This is a genomic window from Stappia sp. G46H5W (assembly GCF_058448995.1).
On sequence record NZ_JBZFLL010000008.1, the window covers coordinates 1 to 16,389 of the forward strand.

Here is a 16,389-nt window from a genome sequence, read left to right on the forward strand (position 1 = left end):
GCCGCCGTCAGCGTCGTCTTGCCATGGTCGACGTGGCCGATCGTGCCAATGTTCACGTGCGGCTTCGTCCGCTCAAACTTTGCTTTCGCCATCGGATTTCTCCGTACCTTCGTTATTCAGTTGATGTGGCGTTGACGGCAATCAGGCGTACTTGGCCTGAACTTCCTGCGCGACAGCCTGCGGAACCTGCTCGTAGTGGTCGAACACCATCGAGTACTGGGCACGTCCCTGCGACATCGAGCGCAGGTTGTTGACGTAACCGAACATGTTGGCCAGCGGCACCATGGCGTTCACCGCGGTGACGACACCGCGATTCTCGGTGCCGGTGATCTGGCCACGACGGGAGTTCAGATCGCCGATGACGTCGCCCATGTAGTCTTCAGGCGTAACCACCTCGACCTTCATGATCGGCTCGAGCAGCTTCGGAGCGGCCTTCTGAATGGCCTCACGGAAACCGGCACGGGCCGCGATCTCGAACGCCAGTACCGAGGAGTCGACGTCGTGGTAGGCACCGTCGATGAGGGTGGCCTTGATGTCGACCATCGGGAAGCCGGCCAGCGGGCCCGAGGACATGACGCTCTCGATACCCTTGGTGACGCCCGGGATGTACTCCTTCGGGACCGAACCACCCACGATCGTGCTCTGGAACGCGTAACCGGCACCCGGGTCGTTCGGCTCGATCACCAGCTTGATGCGGGCGAACTGGCCCGTACCGCCGGTCTGCTTCTTGTGGGTGTAGTCGACTTCCGCCTGACGGGTGATCGTCTCGCGGTAGGCAACCTGCGGCGCACCGATGTTCGCCTCGACCTTGAACTCGCGCTTCATGCGGTCGACGATGATGTCGAGATGAAGCTCGCCCATGCCGGCGATGATCGTCTGGCCGGACTCCTCGTCGGTCTTGACGCGGAAGGACGGATCCTCGGCAGCCAGACGGTTCAGGGCCAGGCCCATCTTCTCCTGGTCGCCCTTGGTCTTCGGCTCGACGGCGATCTCGATGACCGGATCCGGGAACTCCATGCGCTCCAGGATGACCGGCTTCAGCGGGTCGCAAAGCGTGTCGCCCGTCGTCGTGTCCTTCAGGCCGGCAATGGCAACGATGTCGCCAGCGTAAGCCACTTCGATGTCCTCACGCGAATTCGCGTGCATCTGCATCATGCGGCCGACGCGCTCCTTCTTCTCCTTCACGGTGTTCTGGAGAGACACGCCCTTGTTCAGGACGCCGGAGTAGATGCGGCAGAAGGTCAGCGAACCGACGAACGGGTCGTTGGCGATCTTGAAGGCCAGCATGGAAAGCGGCTCTTCGTCGCCCGACTTGCGGACGGTCTCGGTCTCGGTCTTGGGGTCGATACCCTTAATCGCCGGAACCTCGATCGGGCTCGGCAGGTAGTCGACGACGCCGTCGAGCAGGGGCTGCACGCCCTTGTTCTTGAACGCCGAACCGCAGAACACCGGAACGAACTCGCTGTTGATGGTGCCCTTGCGGATGAGCGCCTTCAGGCCCTCGACCGTCGGCTCCTCGCCCTCGAGATAGGCCTCCATCGCAGCCTCGTCGGCCTCGACAGCGGTCTCGATCATCAGATCGCGGTATTCCTGAGCCCGGTCAACCAGGTCAGCCGGGATCTCGACCTCGTCCCAGGCAGCGCCGAGGGACTCGTCCCGCCAGATCAGGGCCTTCATCTTGATCAGATCGACAACGCCGGCGAAGTCGCTCTCGGCGCCGACCGGCAGCTGGGTAACCAGCGGCTTGGCACCAAGGCGCGTCTTGATCATCTCGACGCAGCGGTAGAAGTCCGCACCGAGCTTGTCCATCTTGTTGACGAAGATCATGCGCGGGACATGATACTTGTCGGCCTGGCGCCAGACGGTCTCGGTCTGCGGCTCGACGCCGGCGTTGGCGTCCAGCAGGGCAACCGCACCGTCGAGCACGCGCAGGGAGCGCTCCACCTCAATGGTGAAGTCGACGTGACCCGGCGTGTCGATGATATTCAGGCGCTTGTTGTTCCAGAACGCAGTGGTGGCAGCGGACGTGATCGTGATGCCACGCTCCTGCTCCTGCTCCATCCAGTCCATCGTGGCAGCGCCATCATGGACTTCGCCGATCTTGTGGCTCTTGCCGGTGTAGAAGAGAATCCGCTCGGTCGTCGTGGTCTTGCCCGCATCGATGTGGGCCATGATGCCGAAATTGCGGTAGTCTTCGATCTTGTGAGTGCGCGACATGATGTCAGCCTCTCCGGTCCGGATTACCAGCGATAGTGCGAGAACGCGCGGTTGGCTTCAGCCATCCGGTGCGTGTCTTCGCGCTTCTTGACGGCGGAACCGCGGTTGTTCGCGGCATCCAGCAGCTCGCCGGACAGACGATCGACCATCGTCGTCTCGTTGCGGTTGCGGGCAGCGGTGATCAGCCAGCGGATGGCCAGGGCCTGACGACGGTCCGCACGGACCTCGACCGGAACCTGATAGGTGGCACCACCCACGCGGCGGGACCGAACCTCGACCTGCGGCATGACGTTGTCGAGAGCGGCGTGAAACACCTCGACCGGGTTCTGACGAACCTTGCCCTCGATGATATCGAACGCGCCGTAGACGATCCGCTCGGCGGCCGACTTCTTACCATCGTACATGATCGAGTTCATGAACTTGGTGACGACGGTGTCCCCGAACTTCGGATCGGGAATGATTTCGCGCTTTTCAGCCTTGTGACGGCGTGACATGGCAGATCCTCAGACCTTGACTTTCCAAAGTGCCAACCCGGGGCTGGCCTTTTTGCGCTTTCAGGAACCGTTACCGGCCCCAACTCCGTTACGTTCCGCCTCAGGCGCAACGCGAATATCTCACCCGTCCGCTTGAACGAACGGAAAGGCGGGGCGATCGCAACGCCAGAACCGAGGTTCTGACCCAGCAGATCCCGCAAAGCATGCGGAATCGCGCCTATTCCCGCGGATAACGGGAAAGGCGCCGCCAATCGAGAGGACCACCCGGGAGCGGTCATACATACGATATTTTTTCGCCTCGTAATCCCAGCAGCGTTTAAGTCAGCCTGTGTCCAACGCTTGGCGCATCGAACGAAAAGCCGCTTACCGCCTGCTTTCGGGATGCGCGGAAACTACAGTTAGGCCGGCCCTGCGTCAAGTGCGGCGGGGAATTAATTCCCCTCACCGGCTCGGCAGCCTCCGCAACGCGCTTTCGGTCTCGCGCGCGCCGTTTTGCGCAACATATGGAACGATGCAAGGCGGGTATGCGCAAGTTTACGTCTCCGCTGCGCGCAGGGCCTGATGGCGAGCTGCCGTAAGCCCTGTCCGCGGCAAACCTTCCCGCCTCCAAGTCGCTCTCGCATTTACTCTTTATCAACCTGGACCCGCGCCCGGCGGAGAGATTCCCTCTCAGGATTCGGGGGAAGCGGCAGCACTGGGGGGCAAAACGATTCCCTGCCGAGCGTCAGCCCCGATAGGCGATGACCGCGACTTCGCCGGCGATCGCATCCTCATATGCCTGCTCGAAGGTCGGATCGTCCGGCTCTTCCAGGATCACCCCGATCTGGTCGAGGGACGCTTCGGCGAACCCCTCCCCCTTCAGCGCCTCGAGCGCCAGCCGCACGGCGCTGTCCTCGTCCGCTGCCCGCAGGAGGATGTTCACCGGGATCGCCGGCTCGGGCGTACCGATGTCCCCTTCCCGCGCATGACCGACGATGATGTAGACGGTCGGTGCATCCGCCTGGTCGCGATACTGTGGCGCCATCTCGCCTCTCCGTGAAACATGTGTCGCCGGCCCCCGTGCCGGAGGCGGGCGTTGCAGCCAGTCGCCAAAAGAAAAGGGCCGCACGATGGCGGCCCTTCCCTTCAGTCGGTTCCCGAGGACGGAGCTTACTCGCCCGCCCCGGTCAGGTCTTCCAGCATGCCATCCGCCTGGTCCACCGTGGAGGTCGCCTTGCGGGCCTCCAGGATGAGATCGTCGCGATGCTGCGCGATCTGGCGAATGCGGGTCATCATGCCGCCGGTACCGGCCGGGATCAGACGGCCGACGATGACGTTCTCCTTCAGACCCTCCAGCTCGTCCTGCTTTCCGTTGACCGCCGCCTCGGTGAGGACGCGGGTGGTCTCCTGGAACGACGCAGCCGAGATGAACGAACGGGTCTGCAGGCTCGCCTTGGTGATGCCGAGCAGAACCGGCACACCGGAGGCCGGCTTGCGCGCATCGTCGATCGCCCGGTCGTTGATCTCGTCGAGATCGAGGCGGTCGACATGCTCGCCGGACAGCAGTTCCGTATCGCCCGGATCGTTGATCTCGATCTTCTGCAGCATCTGGCGAACGATCACCTCGATGTGCTTGTCGTTGATCACCACGCCCTGCAGCCGGTAGACCTCCTGGATCTCGTTGACGAGGTAGGCGGCCAGCGCCTCCACGCCACGAATGGCCAGAATGTCGTGCGGTGCCGGGTTGCCGTCGAGGATGTACTCGCCCTTCTCGATGGTGTCGCCTTCCTGCAGATGGAAGTGCTTGCCCTTCGGGATGAGGTACTCGACCGGCTCCAGGCTCTCGTCATGCGGCTCGATGATGATGCGCCGCTTGTTCTTATAGTCGCGACCGAAGCGGATCGTACCGTCGATTTCCGCAATGATCGCGTGGTCCTTCGGACGACGTGCCTCGAACAGCTCGGCCACACGCGGCAGACCGCCGGTGATGTCCTTGGTACGGGCGCTCTCCAGCGGGATACGCGCCAGCACGTCACCGGCCTGCACCTCGGCGCCGATCTGCACCGACAGGATCGCATCGACGGACAGCAGGGACCGAGCATCGCCGCCACGCGGCAGCTTCTTGATCGATCCGGTCGAGTCCTTGATGACGATCGCCGGCTTCAGGTCGTTGCCGCGCTGCGACGTCCGCCAGTCCATGACCACGCGCTTGGTGATGCCGGTCGCCTCGTCGGTGGTCTCCTGCACCGACACGCCCTCAACGAGGTCCTCGGCGTCGACGACGCCATCCACCTCGGAAAGGATCGGACGGGTATAGGGATCCCATTCCGCGATGCGCTGGCCGCGCTTGACGGTGTCGCCCTCGTCGACATGCAGCTTCGAACCGTAGGCGATGCGATGCACCGCACGCTCGTTGTCGTCTGCGTCGATGATGACGACGGCCATGTTGCGGGCCATCGCGACCAGGTTCCCGTCGGAGTCGCGAACCGCGTTGCGGTTGCGGATCCGCACCGTGCCCTCGAAGTTGGACTCGATGAAGGACTGGTCCACCACCTGCGCCGTACCACCGATGTGGAAGGTACGCATGGTCAGCTGGGTGCCCGGCTCGCCGATCGACTGCGCGGCGATGACGCCAACCGCCTCGCCCATGTTCACCGGCGTACCGCGGGCAAGGTCACGACCGTAGCAGGTCGCGCACACGCCGCGCTTGGTCTCGCAGGTCAGCACCGAGCGGATCTTGATCATCTGGACGTTCGCGGCCTCGATGGCCTCGACATCCTTCTCCTCGATCAAGGTACCGCGCGGGACGATGACCTCGCCGGTCGCATGGTTCAGCACGTCCTCGGCCGCGGTACGGCCCAGCACGCGATGTCCGAGCGAGGCGATGACCTGGCCGGCGTCGACGATCGCCTGGATGGTGATGCCGTTCTCCGAACCGCAATCCGTCTCCAGAATGATCGAGTCCTGCGCCACGTCGACGAGACGACGGGTCAGGTAACCCGAGTTCGCCGTCTTCAGCGCGGTGTCGGCCAGACCCTTACGGGCACCGTGCGTGGAGTTGAAGTACTCCAGCACCGACAGGCCTTCCTTGAAGTTCGAGATGATCGGCGTCTCGATGATCTCGCCCGACGGCTTGGCCATGAGGCCACGCATGCCGGCAAGCTGCTTCATCTGCGCGGGGCTACCACGGGCACCGGAGTGGGACATCATGTAGATCGAGTTGATCTGCTTCTGACGCCCGGTCTCCTCGTCGCGCTGGACCGCCTGAATGCGCTTCATCATCTCGTCGGCGACGCGATCGGTGCACTTGGCCCAGGCGTCGACGACCTTGTTGTACTTCTCGCCCTGGGTGATCAGGCCGTCGTTGTACTGCTGCTCGTATTCCTTCACGAGGGTCGCGGTCTCATCGACCAGGCCGGCCTTCGTCTCCGGAATCACCATGTCGTCCTTGCCGAACGAGATGCCGGCACGGCAGGCGTGGCTGAAGCCCAGACCCATGATGCGGTCGCAGAAGATCACGGTCTCCTTCTGGCCGCAGGCACGATACACCGCGTCGATCATGCGGCTGATGTCCTTCTTGGTCATCAGCTTGTTGCAGACGTCGTACGGCACTTCGTGATGCAGCGGCAGGAGCTCACCGATCAGCATGCGGCCCGGCGTGGTCTCCACGATCCGGTTGGACGTGTTGCCCTCGGCGTCGATCGCGCGGACACGGCCGCGGATCTTGGCGTGAAGGGTCACGGCCTTCGTCTCGAGCGCGTGATGCAGCTCGCCGATATTGCCGAACACCATGCCCTCGCCCGGCTCCCCGTCGGCAATCAGCGACAGGTAGTAGAGGCCGAGAACGATGTCCTGCGACGGCACGATGATCGGCGAACCGTTGGCCGGGTGCAGGATGTTGTTGGTCGACATCATCAGCGTACGCGCTTCGAGCTGGGCTTCCAGCGAGAGCGGCACGTGCACGGCCATCTGGTCACCGTCGAAGTCGGCGTTGAACGCCGCGCAGACGAGCGGGTGCAGCTGGATCGCCTTGCCCTCGATCAGCGTCGGCTCGAACGCCTGAATGCCGAGACGGTGCAGCGTCGGCGCGCGGTTCAGCAGCACCGGATGCTCGCGGATGACCTCGTCGAGGATATCCCAGACTTCCGGACGCTCCTTCTCCACCAGCTTCTTGGCCTGCTTCACCGTGGAGGAGAAGCCCTTGGCGTCGAGGCGGGAGTAGATGAACGGCTTGAACAGCTCCAGCGCCATCTTCTTCGGCAGGCCGCACTGATGCAGCTTCAGCTCCGGACCCACGGTGATCACCGAACGGCCGGAATAGTCGACGCGCTTGCCGAGCAGGTTCTGGCGGAAGCGGCCCTGCTTGCCCTTCAGCATGTCGGACAGCGACTTCAGCGGACGCTTGTTGGCACCCGTGATGACGCGGCCGCGACGGCCGTTGTCGAACAGCGCATCAACCGACTCCTGAAGCATGCGCTTCTCGTTACGGATGATGATGTCCGGCGCGCGCAGCTCCATCAGGCGCCGCAGACGATTGTTGCGGTTGATGACGCGGCGATACAGATCGTTGAGGTCGGAGGTCGCGAAGCGGCCGCCGTCCAGCGGCACCAGCGGACGCAGGTCCGGCGGAATGACCGGGACCACGGTGAGGATCATCCACTCCGGGCGGTTGCCGGAATCGATGAAGGCCTCGACCACCTTGAGACGCTTTGCCAGCTTCTTCGGCTTCAGCTCGGTCGTCGCCTCGGCGATCTCCTTGCGGATCTGGTCGCGCTCTTTCTCCAGGTCGAGCGACATCAGCATCTCGCGGATGGCTTCCGCGCCGATCATCGCCGTGAAGGCGTCCTCGCCATACTCGTCCTGGGCGCGCAGGAAGTCCTCTTCCGACAGAAGCTGGTTCTGCTTCAGCGGCGTTAGGCCCGGCTCCAGCACGACGTAGTACTCGAAGTACAGGACGCGCTCGAGATCCTTCAGCGTCATGTCCAGCAGGAGGCCGATGCGCGAGGGCAGCGACTTCAGGAACCAGATATGCGCGACGGGAGCGGCAAGCTCGATATGGCCCATGCGCTCGCGGCGAACGCGGGACAGGGTGACCTCGACATTGCACTTCTCGCAGATGACGCCCTTGTACTTCATCCGCTTGTACTTGCCGCAAAGGCACTCGTAGTCCTTGATCGGACCGAACACGCGTGCGCAGAACAGGCCATCCCGCTCCGGCTTGAACGTGCGATAGTTGATCGTCTCCGGCTTTTTGATTTCGCCGTAGGACCACGACATGATCTTCTCGGGGCTAGCGATCGAGATCTTGATGTGGTCGAAGGTCTGGGCGGGAGCCTGCTGGTTGAACAGGTTCATGACCTCATGATTCATGGGCTCTCTCCTCGAATGCGCGGAAGGGAAGCAGGGTCCATACCCTGCCTCCCGCCCCGGCAATGCGGCATCGTGTGTGTGCGGTGGTCGGCATCAGGCGGGGATTACTCCGCCGCGTCGACCGCCGGAACGCCCGGATCAGTGGGCAACTGTACCTTGTCGTCCTTCAGCTCGACATTCAGTCCGAGCGAGCGCATTTCCTTCACGAGAACGTTGAAGCTCTCCGGAATGCCAGCCTCGAACGTGTCGTCGCCGCGCACGATCGCCTCGTAGACCTTGGTGCGGCCGGCCACGTCGTCCGACTTGACCGTCAGCATCTCCTGCAGGGTGTAGGCGGCACCGTAAGCTTCCAGTGCCCACACCTCCATCTCGCCGAAGCGCTGGCCGCCGAACTGCGCCTTGCCACCCAGCGGCTGCTGGGTCACGAGCGAGTACGGGCCGATCGAACGGGCGTGGATCTTGTCGTCGACCAGGTGGTGGAGCTTCAGCATGTAGATGTAGCCCACGGTCACCTGACGGTCGAACTCCTCGCCGGTACGACCATCATAGAGGGTCGACTGGCCGGATCCGTTGTAGCCCGCCTGCTCGAGCATGCTGACGATGTCCGGCTCGCGGGCACCATCGAACACCGGGGTCGCGATCGGAACGCCGGTCTTCAGCTGTTCGGCCAGACGAATGACGGAGTCGTCGTCATAGTCCTTGACCGGCTCGCCCTTGAGGTTGTCGCCGAACACTTCGACGATCTCGCCCTTGAGCGCCTCGATCTTGCCCGACCGCTTGTACTCCTCGTACAGCTCGCCGATCTTCCGGCCCATGCCTGCGCAGGCCCAGCCCAGATGCGTCTCGAGGATCTGTCCGACGTTCATGCGGCTCGGCACGCCGAGCGGGTTCAGCACGATATCGACATGGTCGCCATTGGCCAGGAACGGCATGTCCTCGATCGGGTTGATCTTGGACACCACGCCCTTGTTGCCGTGACGGCCGGCCATCTTGTCGCCCGGCTGGATCTTGCGCTTCACAGCGACGAAGACCTTCACCATCTTCATGACGCCCGGCGGCAGCTCGTCACCGCGCTGCAGCTTCTCCACCTTGTCGATGAAGCGCTGCTCGAGGCGCTTGCGGCTCTCGTCGTACTGACCGCGAAGTGCCTCGACCTCGCTCATCAGCTTCTCGTCCTCGACGGCGATCTGCCACCACTGCGAGCGCGGGAACTCGTTGAGGACGTCGCCGGTCACTTCGGCGTTCTTCTTGAAGTGCTTCGGGCCGGCGACAGCGGTCTTGCCCAGCAGCATCTCGGCCAGGCGACCATAGACGTTGCGGTCCAGAATCGCCTGCTCGTCGTCGCGGTCCTTGGCCAGGCGCTCGATCTCCTCGCGCTCGATCGCCATCGCGCGCTCGTCCTTCTCCACGCCATGGCGGTTGAAGACGCGCACTTCGACGACGGTACCGGTCACGCCCGGCGGCAGACGCAGCGACGTGTCGCGCACGTCGGAGGCCTTCTCGCCGAAGATGGCGCGCAGAAGCTTCTCTTCCGGCGTCATCGGGCTCTCGCCCTTCGGCGTGATCTTGCCGACCAGGATGTCGCCCGGCTTCAGCTCGGCGCCGATATAGACGATGCCGGCCTCATCGAGATTCTTCAGCGCCTCTTCCGAGACGTTGGGAATGTCGCGGGTGATTTCCTCCGGCCCGAGCTTCGTGTCACGCGCCATCACCTCGAATTCCTCGATGTGGATGGAGGTGAACACGTCGTCGCGCACGATCCGCTCGGAGAGCAGGATCGAGTCCTCGAAGTTGTAGCCGTTCCACGGCATGAACGCGACGCGCACGTTCCGGCCGAGAGCCAGGTCGCCCAGATCCGTGGACGGACCGTCGGCGATGATGTCGCCCTTGCCGATCACGTCGCCCACACGCACCAGCGGACGCTGGTTGATGCAGGTGTTCTGGTTGGAGCGCTGGAACTTCATCAGCTGGTAGATGTCGACGCCGGACTTCGACGGATCGAGATCCTCGGTCGCCCGGATGACGATACGGGTCGCATCCACCTGGTCGACGACGCCCGAGCGGCGCGCGGCGATGGCCGCGCCCGAGTCACGGGCGACCACCGGCTCCATGCCGGTGCCGACGAACGGAGCCTCGGCGCGCACCAGCGGCACGGCCTGACGCATCATGTTCGAGCCCATCAGCGCGCGGTTGGCGTCGTCATTCTCCAGGAAGGGAATGAGCGAGGCGGCAACCGACACCAGCTGCTTCGGCGACACGTCCATGAACTCGACGCGCTCCGGCGGCAGAAGCATGTTCTCGCCAGCGTGGCGGCAGGTGATCAGGTCGGAGACGAAACGGCCGTCCTCGTCGATCTCGGCATTGGCCTGGGCGATGTGGTACTTCGCCTCTTCCATAGCCGACAGATAGACGGTCTCGGTCGTGACCTGGCCGTCCTTCACCTTGCGGTACGGGCTCTCGATGAAGCCGTACTTGTTGATGCGGGCGAAGGTCGCGAGCGAGTTGATCAGGCCGATATTCGGGCCTTCCGGCGTCTCGATCGGGCAGATACGGCCGTAATGCGTCGGGTGCACGTCGCGCACCTCGAAGCCGGCGCGCTCGCGCGTCAGGCCGCCAGGGCCAAGCGCCGAGAGGCGACGCTTGTGCGTGACCTCGGACAGCGGGTTGGTCTGGTCCATAAACTGCGACAGCTGCGAGGAACCGAAGAACTCGCGCACGGCGGCGGCCGCCGGCTTGGCGTTGATCAGGTCCTGCGGCATGACCGTGTCGATCTCGACCGACGACATGCGCTCCTTGATGGCGCGCTCCATGCGCAGCAGACCGACGCGATACTGATTCTCCATCAGCTCGCCGACCGAACGCACACGGCGGTTGCCGAGGTTGTCGATGTCGTCGATCTCGCCGCGGCCGTCGCGCAGTTCGAGCAGCTCGCGGATCACCGCGAGGATGTCTTCCTTGCGCAGCGTGCGGACGGTGTCCTCGCACTGCAGGTCGAGGCGCATGTTCATCTTCACGCGGCCGACGGCCGACAGGTCATAGCGCTCCGAATCGAAGAACAGCGAGGCGAACATCGCCTCGGCGGTCTCGACGGTGGGCGGCTCGCCCGGGCGCATGACGCGGTAGATGTCGAACAGCGCGTCTTCGCGCGTCTCGTTCTTGTCCACGGCCAGCGTGTTGCGGATGTAGGCACCGGTGGTGACGTGGTCGATGTCGAGCACGGCAACCTCGTCGTAGCCGCGATCGACCAGCTCGCCGAGGATCTTCTCGTTGAGCTCGTCGCCGGCCTCGGCGTAGATCTCGCCCGTCGCCGGATCGACCATGTCCTCGGCCAGGTACTGGCCGTACAGGTCCTCGTCCATCACCTTCAGGGCTTTCACGCCCTTGTCGGCCAACTGGCGCACGGTGCGCGCGGTGATCTTGCGGCCGGCCTCGACCACGATCTCGCCGCTGTCGGCGTCAATCAGGTTGAAGGAGGCCTTGGTGCCCTTCAGGCGGTCGCCGTCGAACGCAACGCGCCAGGAGCCCGGCTCGTCGCGGGTGTACTCGATCCGCTTGTAGAACGTGTTGAGGATCTGCTCGCCGTCGAGGCCGAGAGCCTTCAGCAGCGAGGTGACCGGGATCTTGCGGCGACGGTCGATACGCGCATGGACGATGTCCTTCGCGTCGAACTCGATGTCGAGCCACGACCCGCGATACGGGATGATGCGCGCAGCGAAGAGCAGCTTGCCCGAGGAGTGGGTCTTGCCCTTGTCGTGGTCGAAGAACACGCCCGGGCTGCGGTGCATCTGCGAAACGATGACGCGCTCGGTGCCGTTCACCACGAAGGTGCCGTTGTCCGTCATGAAGGGCATGTCGCCCATGTAGACGTCCTGCTCCTTGATGTCCTTGACGGACTTCGCGCCGGTGTCCTCGTCGACATCGAACACGATCAGGCGCAGGGTCACCTTCAGCGGGGCGGCGAAGGTCATGCCGCGCTGACGGCACTCCTCGACGTCGTACTTCGGTGCCTCGAACTCGTAGGACACGAATTCCAGCAACGCGGTACCCGCGAAATCGGAGATCGGAAAGACGGAGCGGAAGACCGCCTCCAGTCCCTCGTCGCCCCGCCCGGCCTCGGGCTTGTCGACCTGAAGGAACTGGTCGTAGGACGCCTTCTGGACCTCGATGAGATTGGGCATCGCGGCGACTTCGCGGATCGATCCGTAGATCTTACGGACCCGCTTGCGACCGTTGAACGTGTGCGCCATTGTCGCTCCTCGTTTCGATCTGGTACGGCTCTCCGAAAAGCCGGTTAAGGCTCAACCGCCAGCGTGACACCCACGCCTACGGCCCTTCGGACAGCCGCCCCTTCTTAGGGACTGATACCCCGGTCAGGATTTCCCGCCGGGGTTCGACAGACTTGAACTCCCGGCGCGAAACCGCGCCGGGAGCGTCCAGGCAAAAGCCTGATTACTTCAGCTCGACCTTGGCGCCGGCCTCTTCGAGCTTCTTCTTCAGCTCTTCGGCTTCGGCCTTGGCAACGGCTTCCTTGACGGTCTTCGGAGCGCCCTCGACCAGGTCCTTGGCCTCCTTCAGGCCCAGACCGGTGATCGCGCGCACTTCCTTGATGACGTTGATCTTCTTGTCGCCGGCATCGGCCAGGACAACGTCGAACTCGGTCTTCTCTTCCTCGGCCGGAGCGGCAGCAGCGCCACCGGCAGCAGCAGCGACGGCGACCGGAGCAGCGGCGGACACGCCCCACTTCTCCTCGAGCATCTTCGAAAGCTCCGCAGCCTCCATGACGGTGAGCGCGGACAGTTCCTCAACGATCTTTTCGAGATCAGCCATTTTCTTAAGTCCCTATGGTTCGAACCGTAATCGGTCTCGACAGTGTGTTTGTGGTCCGCCTTATGCGGCTTCGTCCTTCTTGGCATACGCGCCGAAGACGCGGGCAAGCTGCCCGGCCGGAGCGTTGACAACCTGGGCGATACGGGAAGCGGGGGTCTGGATCATGCCCACCAGCTTCGCGCGCAGCTCGTCGAGCGACGGCATCTCGGCAAGCGCCTTGACTCCGTCCGCATTCAGGTTGGTCGTGCCGAGCGCGCCACCCAGAACAACCAGGTTGTTCGAGGTCTTGGCGAAAGCAACCGTGGCCTTGGCGGCGGCAACCGGATCGTCCGAATAGGCGATGACGGTCGGGCCGGTAAACAGACCAGCGATATGCTCGAGCTCGGTGCCTTGAAGGGCAAGCTTCACAAGACGGTTCTTGGCGACCTTGACCGAGCCTCCAGCGGCACGGACCTGCGACCGGAAGGCCGTCATTTCCGCAACCGAAAGGCCGGCGTAGTGCGCAACGACGACAACGCCGGTGTTATTCAACACCTCGTTGAACGACGCGACGAACTCTCGCTTCTCCGCTCTTTCCACTTGCCTACTCCATTTGGCGGCTTGCGCCGCCGGTTTGTCTCTGCCGCCCTCCGGCGGTGCCTTGCGGAACCACCGGTGGACAACACCGAGGATCCTGCCCCCTCGCGAGCCATGACGGCGCGGCAAGGACAAACGGTTCGAACCTGTACGGCCTGAGCCGCGAATTCGGTTCGCACCCGTCTATGCAGGCCCGTTGGGCTTAAGCGATCCGACAGAAGCCGGATCCACACCTGCAGTCTCGGACAGGACACCTGCCGTTCCCGGCAGGTGATCCGTCCGACGTTACCGCCGGACGGAATTCTTGTTTGGCGGCGCGAGGACCGCGCCGCCGGCCTGACTGATCAGGCCGTGACCGTCGACGGGTCGACCTTCAGGCCCGGACCCATGGTCGAGCTGACGGCAACGCGCTTCAGGTAGGTGCCCTTGGCGCCCGTCGGCCTGGCCTTGACCACGGCATCGACGATCGCCTTGATGTTCTCGCTCAGCTTGTCGGCCTCGAACGAGGTCTTGCCGACGCCGGCGTGAATGATACCCGCCTTCTCGACGCGGAACTGCACGGCGCCGCCCTTGGCGTCACGCACCGCCGAAGCGACGTCCGGGGTCACGGTGCCGACCTTCGGGTTCGGCATCAGGCCGCGCGGGCCGAGAACCTTGCCGAGACGACCGACGAGCGGCATCATGTCCGGCGTGGCGATGCAGCGATCGAAGTCGATCTTGCCGCCCTGGACCTCGTTCACCAGCTCTTCGGCGCCGACGATGTCCGCGCCCGCAGCCTTGGCCTCATCGGCCTTGTCGCCGCGTGCGAAGACCGCAACGCGAACAGACTTGCCGGTGCCGTTCGGCAGCACGCAGACGCCGCGGACCATCTGGTCAGCGTGACGCGGGTCGACGCCGAGGTTGATGGCGATCTCGACGGACTCGTCGAACTTCGCGGTTGCCCGCTCCTTGACCAGCGCCAGCGCCTCGTCGAGGGCGTAGAGCTTGTTGCGGTCGATGCCCTCGCGGGCAGACTTGATGCGCTTTCCAACCTTCGCCATCGTCTTACTCCGTGACCTCGAGACCCATGGACCGCGCCGAGCCTTCGACCATCAGCATGGCCGCCTCGATGTCGTTCGCGTTCAGGTCCTTCATCTTCGCTTCCGCGATCTCGCGGACCTGGTCACGGGTGACCTTGCCGACGAACCCGCCCTTGCCCGGCGTCTTCGAACCCGACTTCAGGCCGGAGGCCTTCTTCAGGAAGAACGCGACCGGCGCCGTCTTCACGACGAACGTGAAGGAGCGGTCGGAGTAATAGGTGATCACGGTCGGGCACGGAGCGCCCTTCTCGATATCCTGGGTCTGCGCGTTGAACGCCTTGCAGAACTCCATGATGTTGAGGCCGCGCTGACCAAGCGCCGGACCGATCGGCGGCGACGGAGTCGCGGAGCCGGCCGGCACCTGCAGCTTGATGTAACCTTCGATTTTCTTCGCCATTCGTATCTCCAACTGGCGCTGCCGGATAACCGGCGTCTTCAGATCAGGTGGTGCAGCCGCAACGCGTCCGGCGAATGGAGCGCGTCAGACCTCCCACCAGGGAGCGGGGCAGAACCCCGTCTGCCCGCCTTGCGGCGGACACCGGCGACGGATCGCCGGCACTGCCGTCCCTCCGATGGTATCGGCGAACGCGGCAAACGGCCCGGAATGCCGAAAGGCAATTCCCGGACCGTAAAGAAATCAGAGCTTCTCGACCTGACCGTATTCCAGCTCGACCGGCGTCGCGCGGCCGAAGATCGACACTGCGACCTTGAGCCGGGCCCGCTCGTCGTCCACTTCCTCGACAAGGCCGGAGAAAGAGGCGAACGGACCATCCGAGACGCGGACCTGCTCGCCGATCTCGAAGCTGATCGACGGCTTCGGGCGCTCCACGCCCTCCTGCACCTGGTGCAGGATGCGCATCGCCTCGGAGTCCGAAATCGGAATCGGCTTCTGGTCAGCACCCAGGAACCCGGTGACCTTCGGCGTGTTCTTGATCAGGTGGAACGCCTCGTTGGTCATCTCCATCTTGACCAGAACGTAGCCCGGGAAGAACTTGCGCTCGGCGTCGACCTTGCGGCCACGCCGCACTTCCACGACCTTCTCCGTCGGAACGAGAATCTCTTCGAAGAGATCCTCAAGTCCCTGCTGCTGCGCTTTTTCCCGAATCGCGTCCGCCACCTTCTTCTCGAAATTCGAGTAGGCGTGGACGATATACCAACGCTTGGCCATAATCCCTCAAGCCGATTGTGTACCGGACTCCGCTCAGTTGCCGAGACCCAGGAGCAAGCCGATACCCTGGCCCATCAGCCAGTCGGCGAGCAAAAAGAAGATGGCGGCGAGGAACACCATGATGAACACCATGACGGTGGTCACACCGGTTTCCCTGCGCGTAGGCCACGTCACCTTCGACGTTTCCTTGCGAACTTCGTCGATGAACGTGAAAGGATTCGATTTCGCCATTCAACTGCCGGTCTTTTCACGACACACAGGCGCGCGGAATCATCCACGCGCCTTGGTCGAAAGCTCTAATTAAGGCCTAACGGCCCGTCGATCAAGAGCAAAGGTGGCAGGGGCGGAGGGACTCGAACCCCCGGCCCTCGGTTTTGGAGACCGATGCTCTACCAACTGAGCTACACCCCTAGACCTTTCGCGACCTGACTTAGATAACTTTCCCCGCCGCTTCAAGCGTGAAATGCACCTGGCGGCAAATTATTCACATCCTTGCAGTTTTTTCAACGAGGCCAAGGAGCGACCAAGCGGGAACACAAACGAAAAAGGGCGCCGCCCGGAGGCGACGCCCTTGAACCATGGCTGGAACGGTTATCCCGTTCCGCCTTGTTGGTTACTTGATGATGGAGGCGACGACGCCGGCGCCGACGGTACGGCCGCCCTCGCGGATAGCGAAGCG

Annotated in this window: 13 protein-coding genes and 1 tRNA gene; all 14 read right to left on the reverse strand. The window is 63.6% G+C overall.

The features are described from left to right. The coding region (locus tag ACVJ6E_RS21625) for a GTP-binding protein (RefSeq protein WP_023878051.1) at nucleotides 1-92 on the reverse strand (92 nt) is incomplete at its 3' end. 49 nt (nucleotides 93-141) lie between these two features. Then, the gene (gene fusA / locus ACVJ6E_RS21630; RefSeq protein ID WP_120267412.1) at nucleotides 142-2,217 is read right to left on the reverse strand and encodes an elongation factor G; all 2,076 of its coding nucleotides are present in this window, start codon (nucleotides 2,215-2,217) and stop codon (nucleotides 142-144) included. Nucleotides 2,218-2,240: 23 nt separating this feature from the next. Continuing rightward, on the reverse strand, nucleotides 2,241-2,711 hold the full coding sequence (rpsG, locus tag ACVJ6E_RS21635; RefSeq protein ID WP_120267411.1) for a 30S ribosomal protein S7: 471 nt from the start codon (nucleotides 2,709-2,711) through the stop codon (nucleotides 2,241-2,243). A gap of 724 nt (nucleotides 2,712-3,435) precedes the next feature. Next, on the reverse strand, nucleotides 3,436-3,735 hold the full coding sequence (locus tag ACVJ6E_RS21640) for a regulator (protein WP_120267410.1): 300 nt from the start codon (nucleotides 3,733-3,735) through the stop codon (nucleotides 3,436-3,438). Between the two features lie 125 nt (nucleotides 3,736-3,860). Further along, nucleotides 3,861-8,060 (reverse strand): DNA-directed RNA polymerase subunit beta', encoded by a 4,200-nt coding sequence (gene rpoC / locus ACVJ6E_RS21645; RefSeq protein ID WP_120267409.1) that lies wholly within the window; start codon nucleotides 8,058-8,060, stop codon nucleotides 3,861-3,863. 104 nt (nucleotides 8,061-8,164) lie between these two features. Continuing rightward, entirely contained in the window at nucleotides 8,165-12,307 is a 4,143-nt protein-coding gene (gene rpoB / locus ACVJ6E_RS21650) for a DNA-directed RNA polymerase subunit beta (RefSeq protein ID WP_120267408.1), read from the reverse strand. A 202-nt stretch (nucleotides 12,308-12,509) separates the two neighbouring features. Further along, the gene (rplL, locus tag ACVJ6E_RS21655) at nucleotides 12,510-12,887 is read right to left on the reverse strand and encodes a 50S ribosomal protein L7/L12 (RefSeq protein WP_067216539.1); all 378 of its coding nucleotides are present in this window, start codon (nucleotides 12,885-12,887) and stop codon (nucleotides 12,510-12,512) included. A 60-nt stretch (nucleotides 12,888-12,947) separates the two neighbouring features. Further along, a complete protein-coding gene (rplJ, locus tag ACVJ6E_RS21660) occupies nucleotides 12,948-13,466 on the reverse strand; it encodes a 50S ribosomal protein L10 (RefSeq protein WP_067216541.1) in 519 nt (172 codons plus the stop codon). Between the two features lie 341 nt (nucleotides 13,467-13,807). Continuing rightward, complete coding sequence (gene rplA, locus ACVJ6E_RS21665; RefSeq protein WP_120267407.1) at nucleotides 13,808-14,503, reverse strand: 50S ribosomal protein L1; 696 nt, start codon at nucleotides 14,501-14,503, stop codon at nucleotides 13,808-13,810. Nucleotides 14,504-14,507: 4 nt separating this feature from the next. Continuing rightward, a complete protein-coding gene (gene rplK, locus ACVJ6E_RS21670) occupies nucleotides 14,508-14,939 on the reverse strand; it encodes a 50S ribosomal protein L11 (RefSeq protein WP_120267406.1) in 432 nt (143 codons plus the stop codon). Nucleotides 14,940-15,179: 240 nt separating this feature from the next. Continuing rightward, the gene (gene nusG / locus ACVJ6E_RS21675; RefSeq protein ID WP_067216548.1) at nucleotides 15,180-15,710 is read right to left on the reverse strand and encodes a transcription termination/antitermination protein NusG; all 531 of its coding nucleotides are present in this window, start codon (nucleotides 15,708-15,710) and stop codon (nucleotides 15,180-15,182) included. 33 nt (nucleotides 15,711-15,743) lie between these two features. Beyond that, nucleotides 15,744-15,941, reverse strand: coding sequence for a preprotein translocase subunit SecE (gene secE, locus ACVJ6E_RS21680; protein ID WP_120267405.1), 198 nt, complete (start codon nucleotides 15,939-15,941; stop codon nucleotides 15,744-15,746). A 104-nt stretch (nucleotides 15,942-16,045) separates the two neighbouring features. After that, nucleotides 16,046-16,121, reverse strand: a tRNA-Trp gene (locus ACVJ6E_RS21685). Between the two features lie 202 nt (nucleotides 16,122-16,323). Then, a partial coding sequence (locus ACVJ6E_RS21690) for an EF-Tu C-terminal domain-related protein (RefSeq protein ID WP_491676440.1) occupies nucleotides 16,324-16,389 on the reverse strand: 66 nt, incomplete at its 5' end.